Annotated in this window: 1 protein-coding gene and 1 pseudogene; both read right to left on the bottom strand. The window is 46.9% G+C overall.

Going from position 1 to position 942, the window contains the following annotated elements; genetic code table 11:
- On the bottom strand, nucleotides 1–743 hold a 743-nt coding region (locus M6D81_RS31545), incomplete at its 3' end, for a carbohydrate ABC transporter permease (RefSeq protein ID WP_262681633.1).
- Nucleotides 736–942 (bottom strand): annotated as a pseudogene (locus M6D81_RS31540) (carbohydrate ABC transporter permease); the annotation flags it as partial. The pseudogene M6D81_RS31540 and the gene M6D81_RS31545, both read right to left, overlap by 8 nt.

Below are 942 nucleotides of genomic sequence, written 5' to 3'. Positions count from 1 at the left end.
ACCGCCCCCGCCATAAGCAATGCCTGATTTACATTCTCCGATTTCAAATACAATATCCCGAGCGGCAACGTGTATAACTCTTTCGATTGCAAATAGATGAGCGGTCCCAGCGTATTATTCCAGGCGCCCATGAAGGTAAATACGCCGAGCGCCGCAAGCGCCGGTTTGCACAGCGGCAGGTAAATTCTGGCGAATATGCCCGGAGGGCTGCAACCGTCTATGACAGCCGATTCGTAAAGCTCCTTGGGCAGTGACTTGATAAATTGATGCATCAGGAAGATGCCGAATGCGCCCGCCAGAAAGCTGGGAATAATGAGGGGGGAATACGTGTTCAGCATGCCGAACTGCTTCCAGATGAAATAGGTTGGAATCATTGTCACTTGACCTGGGATCATCAAAGTCGCCAACATAGTAATGAAGATAAGAGCGCGCCCTTTGAACTGGAACATGGCTAAGCCGAAAGCCACCACAGCACAGGACAACAATGCCCCGATCATATCCAAAGTGACAATAAAAAAGCTGTTAAACGTGTATCGCGCAAAATCAACCTTATTCCAAACTTCTGTAAAGTTTCCAAAATCAATAGGATCAGGAATAAGCTGCGGCGGCATCGCTGCCACTGCCCCGCTTGTTTTCAACGATGTTGAAACCATCCAGACGAAAGGAAAAAACATGACAACTGCACCAACTATTAAAAAGAGGTAAATCATTGTTTTAATCGGCAGGGGAGTCGTCTTAGTCATAATGCACCCACCTTTTCTCAAAGTAACGCTGGAACAAGGTCACGACAAGAATAACAAAGAATAGTATCCAGGCCATCGCTGATGCAGGACCCATCTTGAATAGGACGAACGAGTCTCGATAAACAACCAGGTTTGGTACCACACTCTGTGGCGGAAGGCCTACTTGAATACCTCCGAATAAGCCAAGAAATACATCAAA

Origin of the sequence: Paenibacillus sp. J5C2022 (assembly GCF_025567625.1) — a bacterium.
Lineage (GTDB): Bacteria > Bacillota > Bacilli > Paenibacillales > Paenibacillaceae > Pristimantibacillus.
This window is presented reverse-complemented; position numbering and strand designations above follow the sequence as displayed.